Source organism: Eubacterium sp. AF19-12LB (assembly GCF_003479125.1).
In the GTDB taxonomy this organism is placed as follows: Bacteria; Bacillota; Clostridia; order Lachnospirales; family Lachnospiraceae; genus Eubacterium_U; species Eubacterium_U album.
On the sequence record NZ_QUGP01000008.1, the window covers coordinates 39,199 to 49,567 of the forward strand.

Consider the following 10,369-nt stretch of genomic DNA (forward strand, 5'->3'; position numbering starts at 1 on the left):
TAAATGCAGATTTGCTCTTATTTTCTTATCTGCAAATGTTATCTCATATCTTTCGGGTCCAAATGCAGATAGGAACATAGTTCTAAAAATTCACCTGCGCTAAAATCCGCATTATTATCTATGAATTCTGACATATGTATCCCTGTATCTTTTTCTATCTGGGCAACTGAAATTTTATTACGTTTTATATACTCAACTATATTTTCAGATACCCTGCTATTACTTTTCTTTTGATTATTCATTCGATACCACCATTCTCGTTTCCCAAGAAAATTTTACTAATATCTACATTATATTCTTTGTTTGAGAGAATTGCAATGAAGTTTTTTCTTTGTAAAAGAGAATTTGTTGACGTAAATTTTTTCTTACTATATTATTGAAAAGAGAGGTAAATAAGATGAAGAATGCAAAGATTTCTGAAGTATTAAAAAATTATAGAAAGTTAAACAAATTGAGTGTGCGTGATGTATCAGGTATACTCAAAGAAAAATCTTTAAACGTTGCCGAAAAGACCATATATGGCTGGGAAAGCGGTCAAACTCAACCTAATGCTGATACCTTGCTTATGTTATGCGAAATTTATAATATTGAAAATATTTTAGGCACTTTTGGATACACGGATGAAGAACCTATTAATCTTACAAGTCACGAAGTAAAATTAATAAAACAATACAGAAACCATCCTGAAATTCAGGATGCTGTTAATAAATTATTAGACGTGTAATTTTATTATAATAAAAAAGTCGGAGCATTTATACCTGCCTCCAATTGTTAAATTAACTAATGGAATCGGTACAAACGCTCCGGTTTTTTAACCGAATTATTATGAATCACATATATAAAGAGCAGACGCTTTTCATCTGCTCCACTTATTTTATGTTGTATTTATTTAATTTAGATTAAATACAATAGTCATTTGTTTGATTTTCTTCTAACTGCCACTGAACTAAATCTGCCAATGTAATATTATCAACTACATCTTTTACTGCATCATTTATCTTCTGCCATACTCTAACAGTTGCGCATCCTGTCATTCTTTCACATGGTTCTGCATCATCTTCCACACATGCAACAGGAGCTAATGAGCCTTCTGTTAATCTTAAAATCATTCCTACTGTATATTCTTCCGGTTTTTTCTTTAATAAATATCCACCCTGAGGTCCTCTTGTACTTCTTACATAGCCGGCTTTATTTAAAACTGAAATAATCTGTTCCAAATATTTATCAGATATTTCCTGTCTCTTTGCAATATCTTTTATACTTACCGGTGTATTTCCCTCCGAATGTTCTGCAATATCAAGCATTAATCTCAATGCATATCTTCCCTTTGTAGAAATTTTCATTATATTTACATCTCCTATTAGTTTTCATTATTTAACAGACGCCTAAATTTATAATATAAATTTATTTTGCGTAATCGTTAATTAAAATTGCAACAATTATAACGTCAAATACTTCTCAGGCATCTTTTGTCTTCAATAATATAAATATATTATAGAACATAATTCATACTTTTTCAATAGGAATTAAGAAGTATTTAGTGTTTTATCTTTTAAGCAACCTTCTAACAGACTCCAAATCTACTCTTTTTATACCCATAAAGAAACTACCGCTTCACAAATCTACATTTGTAAAGCGGTAGTACCGTAAAAAAGAAAACTATTAGTAATAATTGACATAACAATTATTAATGATAACCTATATAATTAATTGGTATGATAAACAAACTATTGAGAGTTCTAGTTGATATGTTTATCAATACTAATTATATAACATTGTGTTAATAAGATGTCTTACGGATTGTTTTGTGTAATACACTTTCACAATACCTGCATCCATAAAATTATTTGGATAAATTAATTTATCCTTTTACTGCACCTACTACCAAACTTTCCTGTACCTGCTTACTTAAGAAGAAGTAGATAATAATTGTTGGCAATGTTGCAATTACCATACCTGCTCCAATTAATCCCCATTCTGTCGAATACTGTCCGGCAAGTGACATAATACCTACAGGAAGTGTTCTGAACTCATCACTGTCAACAAATGTATTTGCTAACATCAATTCATTCCATGTTCCTAAGAATGTAAATATTGAAGCTGTTGCAATGGCTGATTTAACAATTGGGAATATGATTTGTATAAAACATTTAAAAATTCCGCATCCATCAATATAAGCCGCTTCTTCCATTTCTCTTGGAATTCCTTTATAGAAACCTACCAGAATCATTATACTCATAGGAAGCGCTCCGGCAATGTAAGGAATTAACAATCCTAAATATCCACCTTTAAGTCCCAGTCTATCTAAAATCTGAAACAATGGTAACAATGCTGCCTGCGCTGGTATCATAATTCCAATCATAAATAACCCATATACAAGGTTTCTTAATTTCCATATCATTCTTGAAATGGCATATGCTGCCATTGATGAAATTATTCCTGCTGCTACTACCGTAACCACCGAATAAAATACTGAATTAAGGAAATATCTGATTAAATTTGATGAACTCAATGCTGTCACATAATTATCCCATCTCCATACATGAGGAAGTCCAATTACATTTTCACCAAATATTTCCGTGTTGCTTTTTAACGAAAATGTTATAAGCCAATATAGTGGAAACAACTGAGTTAAAGCAATTAATAATAAGATAGCAAATTTTATTGCTCCCATAATTTTTTTCTTTTTCATTGTGTCCTCCTATACTGCCGAAACATTCTGCTCTGCTTTTTTAAATATTCTGTTAACTATAAATGTAAATATGAGACACTCTATTACTATAAAGAACGCCTGTGCACTTCCATATCCATACAAACCTTTTCTAAATAAATTATTGTACATTAGCGTAGCGGGAACTTCACTTATGTGGTTTGGACCTCCACCTGTCATAACATAAACAAGGTCAAAGGCTCTTAATGATCCGGTTATTGCAAATATTACACATGTTTTTATTACCGGAACAAGTAAAGGTAATGTAATTTTCATATGAACCTGCAACGTTGACGCTCCATCTATCTGAGCTGCTTCATAATAGTCTGTCGAAATAGACTTTATACCTGCATAAAAAATAATCATGTGATATCCTATGTACTGCCATATAGATGGAATCAAAACTGTCATAAAAGCATCTTTTGTAAGCCAGGAATGCTCATATTTAGGATTGAAGTATCTGACTACGGTGTTAATTACACCGTAGTCATTATTAAACATTTTAAGCCACAACTGTCCTATAACCATACTTGATATTACAACCGGAATAAAATAAACCGTTCTAAAAAATCCGTCACCTTTTACTCCTCTTGATAATACCAAAGCTAAAATTAATGATATAGGTAACTGAATAAATACTGATGCCACTACAAGAATCAAAGAGTTCTTTACTGCAAGTGGGAAATATCTGTCTTCAGTAAACAATTGTATGTAGTTTTTTATACCAATAAAGGTTTTTGTTCCAATTCCATTGTATTCAAAAAAACTGTAAATTCCTGACGTAACTAATGGAATCAAGGTAAATCCTAAAAACAATAGTAGCGCCGGTAATATAAATATTAATATGTATTTCTTATTTCCAAGCATTTTTTCCATAACACTACCTGCCTCACTTATTATTTACCGTTAATAGCTGCCTTATGTTCATCTATAAATGCATCAATGTCTGCGCCATCTGCAAATAATGTCTGAACCTGTTCATTATGTACTGCTGCCGGTTCTGATTCTAATGATGTATCCCAAGCAAGTACACCCTGTTTTCCTTCTGCTAATAAATCTTTAATCTGGATAAATAATGGGTTTAAGTTGCTTTCATCTGCAGGAGTTGTCCATCCACTGAATCCTGATCCTGTTTCATATGAAGCTACGCCCATTTTTTCATTAATGTAAATACAGAACTTAGCTGCTTCTTCTTTGTATTTAGTGTTATTGTTAACCCAGAATGATTCAACGAATCCACCACAGTAATCTGTTGCTTCACCTTTTCCATCTGCGATTGTTGGAATCTTTAATGCTACTACTTCTTCAGGTTTAATTGTTGCTGCATCGTCTGTGTATACATTGTTTGCAAACCAGCTTCCCATAAGTCTCATAGCTGCTTTTCCATTTTCAAATGCTGCATTTGCGTCATCATTTCCCTGTTCTAAAGGATTGTCCCCAAATGCTCCCATTTCATATAAATCACTTACTTTCTGTGCTGCTTTCTTGAATCCTTCATCTCCGAATTCTTTCTTTCCTGATAACATTTCGTTAACGCCTGTTGCACCTACTTCTCTTAAAGCTAATGCCTGATATACGAATGCTGCATTCCATCCGTCTTTAGCACCTGCTGCCATTGGTATAACACCATCTAATTTCTTTAATTTCTTAACTGCATCTACTAATTCATCGTATGTAGTTGGTAATGTAGCTCCTGCCTTGTCAAACATTGTCTTGTTACAGAATAATGTCATATACCATGAAAACATTGGTACTGAATATAATTTTCCATCAAATTCAAATGCTGATGTTGAACCTTCTAAAATCTTTGACTTAACATCATCAGTTACATAGTCATCTAATGCCATAACTTTTCCTGCATCAACTAACTTCTTTGCTGTACCTGCACCCCACCAATAGAATACGTCGATTCCTTTTGCGTCTCCGGCAAATTCAGCGTTAATCTTTGTCTTGTAAGCTTCTGTATCCAAAGTTTCTGTCTTAATCTTAACACCTGTATTTTCTTTTTCGTAAGCTTTAACTGCCTCTTCATATTTGCCCTTAAGTTCATTAGTATCATTTGACCACTGATGCCATACATTTAATGTAATTGTACCGTCGTCATTTTTAGCATCGCTGCTACCACCTTTGCTACCACATCCTGCCATTGAGAATGCCATTGTTGAAGCTAAAGTAAGCGCCAACACTTTCTTAAATAAATTTTTTCTCATTATAAATCCTCCTCAATTTATTTGATATTCAAAGTATACTTAATCAGATTCTCTATCTCAATTTAATATTTTGACTAAAAAAGGTTAAAAATTTTACTATAAATTTTTAACCTTTTTTATTAACATCTGTATTCTTTTACTGTCTTTCCTGTCTGCTTTTTAAAGCAAATGCAGAAATAATGTGAATCTTTAAACCCAACTTTTTCCGCAACTTCATACACTTTTAAATCAGTCTGCTTAAGAATTTTTTTACTTGCCTCTATTCTCTTTTCAGATACATATTCTATAAAACTGACTCCGTATGCCTTCTTAAATTCCCTACTTAGATAACTTTCATTTATATATAAATCCGTCGCCGCTTTCTTTAATGAAAGTTCTGAATTGTATAAATTTCTATTAACATATTCTAAAGCATCTTCTATAACATTTTTATTACGTTTAGATTTTTTTTGATTATGATAATCATAAACAATTTTGATATATTCCTTGGCGCATTCTAAGGCATCTGTTACACTTCTAATCGCTCTTACATCCTTAAAAACGTCCTCTTCATTTATTAATTGATACAAATTTATTCCATACTTATTAAGAGTCGAACCTGCACGTAAAATAATTGTCATTGTCATAAGTTTTAAATATTCTTCATCAGCTATCTTTCCTTTTTTAATTACTTCAATATAATCTTTAATGTATTTCAGCATTTCTTCTTCCCTGCAATTATTTATAGCTTCCGCAAATTTATCCCAGTCAAGTTCTATTTTAGAATTATTTTGCTTCATAACCTCCTGGTATTCAGAATATGTAACCACTCTGTTTCTTCCAAGCAAAACTGAAACTCCAAGCGCCTTATCTGCCTGACCATATGCCGATGCAATGCCACAAAATCCTATATTTTTACCACTTATTCCGATGGTTGCAGTTATTCCAATCTTATTTAATTTTTTATGCAATGCTTCTGCATAATTAATGCATTCATCTAAATCCTTATTTACAAAATAAATTATTATATTATGCATAAAATGAACAAACGAAATCATATTGTCGTTATTTTGATTTTGAACTAATTCATAAACTTTTTTATAATTTTCCTCTTCCTGATTATCTTTAATTTTTACATCTATGCATACACAACCATCAAGAAGTTCTTTGCAGTTATATGTATCCATTTTTTTCACTGCTTCTTCTTCATCTATTCTATTTTCAACAAGCCTTAAAAGAAAACTTTCTTTTAGTATGTCATAATTATTCTCCATGCTTTCTTTTAATTTAGCCACCTCTGTAGCCTCTTTGTTTCTCTGGTTAATCTCCTCTTTTAATTTAGCCATCACTTCACTTATTTCTTTTATGTTAATTGGCTTTAAAAGAAATTCGTCAACACCTAAATTGATAGCTTTTCTTGCATATTCAAATTCCCTGAATCCTGTTACAATTACAACCCTGCATTTAGGATGTGCTTTCAATAGTGCTTCAGTAAATTGTAGGCCATCCATTCCCGGCATATTAATATCAGTCACCACAATATCCACCTCATGATAATTTATATATTCCAATGCCTCTTTTCCGGACGCTGCTTCCCCTACAATCTTAAAACCATTTTCTTCCCATTTATATCCTTTGCGAATTAAAACCCTCTCTAATTTTTCATCATCCACCAACAATACATTTAACATAATTATTTCTCCGATTTTTTGCTTAATTTAATGTATTTCCACTTTACATTTATACTATTTTGTCTGATTGTACATTTACACTATTGCAAATCTTACTCTGATTTTATCTTACCTACAGTAACAATTATTTCTGTTCCAACACCTATTTCACTCTGAATTATCATTGGATTCTCTATTTCATCCATTAACTTTATTCTCTGTATTAAGCTATAAAGTCCAAATCCCGATTTTCCAGTAACAGATTTACCTTCCATTATTTCCTGTATTCTTTCTTCACTCATCCCAACCCCATCGTCAGATACAATAAATATTATTTCATCATCCTGTTCAAATACTTTTATATTTACAGTTCCTTCTTCTCCATTTAGTCCGTGATGTACTGCATTTTCCACTAAAGGTTGAAGTAAAAGTTTAAGAACTTTCTCTTTTTTTACCGATTCTTCTATTTCATAATTAACTTTTATCTGATTGTCGTATCTCATGTTTAATATTGTAATGTAACTTTCGATACTACTTATTTCATCCTCAACTTTTATATAATCAAGTCCACTGTTTAGACTGTTTCGATAAAAATTTCCTAACGCCTGCGTCATCTGGAAACATTTTTCATTTTCCTCCATTAATGCTAATGCTGAAACCGCATCTAAAGTGTTATATAAAAAGTGCGGATTTATCTGCGCCTGTATTATGTCTAACTTGCCTTTTGCAATAATTCTTTCTTCATCCTTTATTTTTCTCATTAAAGATTTAACAGACAAAATCATATGGTTAAATACTTTTTTAAGGCTTGTGATTTCATTAGCATTATCTTCAACAGGCATTGTCACAAATTCACCGTTTTCAACTATTTTCATATGTTTTTCTACTTTTGCAAGTGGTTTAAATATGAGATATGTAAGTAACATTGAGCATATAAATACAAATGCAACATTTAAACACATAATTATCACTATCACTGTCGAATAATATGGAGCTAAAGATGTAATGTTATCCAATGAAAATACTCCGATAAGTTTCCAATCCTGTATTCCTATATCCTGACTTACAACAACACTTTTTCCGTCTTTATTATTTACTTCCATGTACTCCTTAGACATATTTTTTGCAATTTTTGTATACTTTTTAAAATCACGCTTTTTGTCTTGAGGCTCAATAATATAATTTCCTTTCGAATCAACTATGTAGAACTGATTCTTGTAATCATTACTAACCTGATTAAAATAGTCCTGCAATACTGAATCATCAAATGTTATTAGAAGTGTAGCCAAAGGTTTATAATCTTTCTTATCTACAATCTGTCTTACATAGCACAGATAATCATTAGGTGAATAATATTCTATTGTTCCATCGCTTCCGTTATAGAAAAATCCATTTCCATTTGCTTCCTGCATTTCCTTATACCAATTTGTATCCTGAATTTGCTTATTTATTTTTTTTGGTGGTCTCTTATAAGAATTATAACAATTATTATATTTATCAAATATATATACTCCGGAAATGTATTCTCCGGATAATATCATATTAAACAAACTCTTTGTTATGTTTTTTTGATAATTTAAATTAATATTCTCTGAATTTATTTGTCTTAAAGAATCCTGTACGATATCGTCAAAATATATCTGTGTTGAAAATTGAGTTACATTATCAAAAATAAGCGCTAAATTACCCTGAAGTGCATTAACTGTCTGCACTCCTGCCTTACCAACTTCAATTTTCGTATATCTTCCGTTTACAGCTGAAATTAATGTAAACGTCATTATAAATGACAATAAAAGAACCGCAATATAAGTCAGAATAATCTGCGTTCTTATCTTTGCGTTTTTCCATTTTTTTAATAATTTATACACTTTTCTCTCCACCATACATTATATTACAATTTTCTTTAAAAATTGTTTATGAACTTCATCTGTCATTTTTTAGTACTTATAATTTTTTATATTATTTATGCTGTTTCACTCATATACATAAACATACTTTATAAACCTATAACTGCAAATTAACTTATATAAAGTTCATGAACATTTCCATGTCCAATATAACAAATACCCTCCTTTTATAGTAAATGATTAGGGCCAAAATGTAAATATTTACTATTTTTTATTGTAAAACAAAAATGCCTGCAACCTCTTTTTCTATAAAGGATTGCAGACAATATAATTTCCATCTCGCTGATGCGGCATTCGCCGCATCACAAAAAAAGAACAGGTTCTTTCTGAAAACTAGCTTTCTAAAGAACCTGTTCTTTTTTTGTGTATGTGGACTCATTGCTTCGCACATATATATGCCGGCGACCGGAATCGAACCGGTACGATATTGCTACCACAGGATTTTAAGTCCTGCGCGTCTGCCAGTTCCGCCACGCCGGCGAACCCGTTGAATAAATAATGGGCAGAGAAGGATTCGAACCTTCGAAGGCGTTGCCAGCAGATTTACAGTCTGTCCCCTTTGGCCACTCGGGAATCTGCCCATTTGTTTCCAACAATAAATATTTATACCATAATTTTTTTATTTACGCAACCATTTTTTCTACTAAATCAAGCTAAATTAGGCACCATCAGATACCGCATAATTGACATCCTTTTTTCCAAGTCATATACTTGTCTATATTATGAAATTGGCTATTTATACATTAAGAGAGGAATTTAACAATGGTGAAATTTTCATCTTCGAGAAATAAGAAATCCATGAAGAAGCGAAATCTTTTAATAGCTATTTTGATTGTTGCGATGCTCGCTTTTTCTGTGGCAGGAACATATATATTTATGTATTTTTCCAGTGGCAAAAATCCAACAGAATACAAGAAAACTAATGCAACATCTCAGTCAAATAAATCTAACAATAATTCAGCTATCAACAATAACTCTGACAGCATGAATGATAATGAAGATGACTCAATCATAAATCCATATGATTGGGATAAGATTGCTAAAACAAACAAAGATATTTATGCATACATATATATTCCCGGTACAAAAATTGAATTGCCGGTTGCGCAATCTGATGATTCTAAAGATGATTCCTTTTATCTTACACATAATGAAAAAGGAAATTATGAATTTTCAGGTTGTATATATAGTGAAAAAATAAACTCAACTGATTTCACTGACCCCGTAACTGTATTTTATGGTCATAATATGTTAAACGGCACAATGTTTGCACACTTACATTATTTCGAGAAAAAAGACTTCTTTGATAAACATGAATATTTTTATGTTTATACACCTAGTCACAAATTAACATACAGAGTTTACTCAGCTTATGTTTATGATGATACTCATATTTTAAAAGCATTTGATTTTTCGGATATTCAGGTGCGAATGGACTATTTCAAGACAACTCTTAATCCAAGCGTTTCTAATGCAAATGTTAGAAAAGATGTAGCTTTAACTCAGGACAGTAAAATATTAACACTTAGCACATGTACTTCAGGAAAAAGTAATACACGATATATTGTAAATGGACTATTTATTAAAGATGACGTTACAGACTAGGTATAGTTATATAAAACTAATTGTGCATGCATTGAAGCGCAATATCAATGACATTATAACTCTAAATCAAATCTTACAAATAAACCCAGACTCCCACTATGATTGACAAAGATTATTCTTAACAAAGAACAACAAATAAAAATGAACCTATAGATTTTCAATATTTGACAAAATTACATTCTGCCAAACACTATCTTAAATATACAGGTTCATTTTTATATTCTATAATTTATATTTTATTATTTATTTTAGATTTTAATTGACGTATATATAATTTTATGCTAACCG

At 31.2% G+C, this 10,369-nt stretch carries 9 protein-coding genes and 2 tRNA genes; 2 read left to right on the plus strand and 9 right to left on the minus strand.

What is annotated here, in order from left to right:
- Positions 1 to 38: 38 nt before the first annotated feature.
- On the minus strand, positions 39 to 242 hold the full coding sequence (locus DWX29_RS09000; RefSeq protein WP_022088450.1) for a transcriptional regulator: 204 nt from the start codon (positions 240 to 242) through the stop codon (positions 39 to 41).
- Between the two features lie 155 nt (positions 243 to 397).
- On the opposite strand from DWX29_RS09000, the gene DWX29_RS09005 reads away from it, so the two are divergent.
- On the plus strand, positions 398 to 724 hold the full coding sequence (locus DWX29_RS09005) for a helix-turn-helix domain-containing protein (protein ID WP_117910773.1): 327 nt from the start codon (positions 398 to 400) through the stop codon (positions 722 to 724).
- Positions 725 to 899: 175 nt separating this feature from the next.
- On the opposite strand, the gene DWX29_RS09010 is transcribed toward DWX29_RS09005, so the two are convergent.
- The 8 genes from DWX29_RS09010 to DWX29_RS09045 form a co-directional block, all read right to left on the minus strand.
- A complete protein-coding gene (locus DWX29_RS09010) occupies positions 900 to 1,343 on the minus strand; it encodes an Rrf2 family transcriptional regulator (protein ID WP_117910260.1) in 444 nt (147 codons plus the stop codon).
- 518 nt (positions 1,344 to 1,861) lie between these two features.
- A complete protein-coding gene (locus DWX29_RS09015) occupies positions 1,862 to 2,692 on the minus strand; it encodes a carbohydrate ABC transporter permease (RefSeq protein ID WP_118565693.1) in 831 nt (276 codons plus the stop codon).
- Positions 2,693 to 2,701: 9 nt separating this feature from the next.
- Positions 2,702 to 3,586 (minus strand): sugar ABC transporter permease, encoded by an 885-nt coding sequence (locus DWX29_RS09020; protein WP_022088454.1) that lies wholly within the window; start codon positions 3,584 to 3,586, stop codon positions 2,702 to 2,704.
- Positions 3,587 to 3,606: 20 nt separating this feature from the next.
- Positions 3,607 to 4,920, minus strand: coding sequence for an extracellular solute-binding protein (locus DWX29_RS09025; RefSeq protein WP_243053254.1), 1,314 nt, complete (start codon positions 4,918 to 4,920; stop codon positions 3,607 to 3,609).
- Between the two features lie 119 nt (positions 4,921 to 5,039).
- A complete protein-coding gene (locus DWX29_RS09030) occupies positions 5,040 to 6,590 on the minus strand; it encodes a response regulator (protein WP_118565694.1) in 1,551 nt (516 codons plus the stop codon).
- A gap of 92 nt (positions 6,591 to 6,682) precedes the next feature.
- On the minus strand, positions 6,683 to 8,437 hold the full coding sequence (locus DWX29_RS09035) for a histidine kinase (RefSeq protein ID WP_158574529.1): 1,755 nt from the start codon (positions 8,435 to 8,437) through the stop codon (positions 6,683 to 6,685).
- Positions 8,438 to 8,872: 435 nt separating this feature from the next.
- A tRNA-Leu gene (locus DWX29_RS09040) sits at positions 8,873 to 8,956 on the minus strand.
- Positions 8,957 to 8,975: 19 nt separating this feature from the next.
- Positions 8,976 to 9,057 (minus strand) — tRNA-Tyr (locus DWX29_RS09045).
- A gap of 181 nt (positions 9,058 to 9,238) precedes the next feature.
- Here DWX29_RS09045 and DWX29_RS09050 point away from each other — a divergent pair.
- Entirely contained in the window at positions 9,239 to 10,081 is an 843-nt protein-coding gene (locus DWX29_RS09050; protein ID WP_117910265.1) for a class B sortase, read from the plus strand.
- Positions 10,082 to 10,369: the final 288 nt, after the last annotated feature.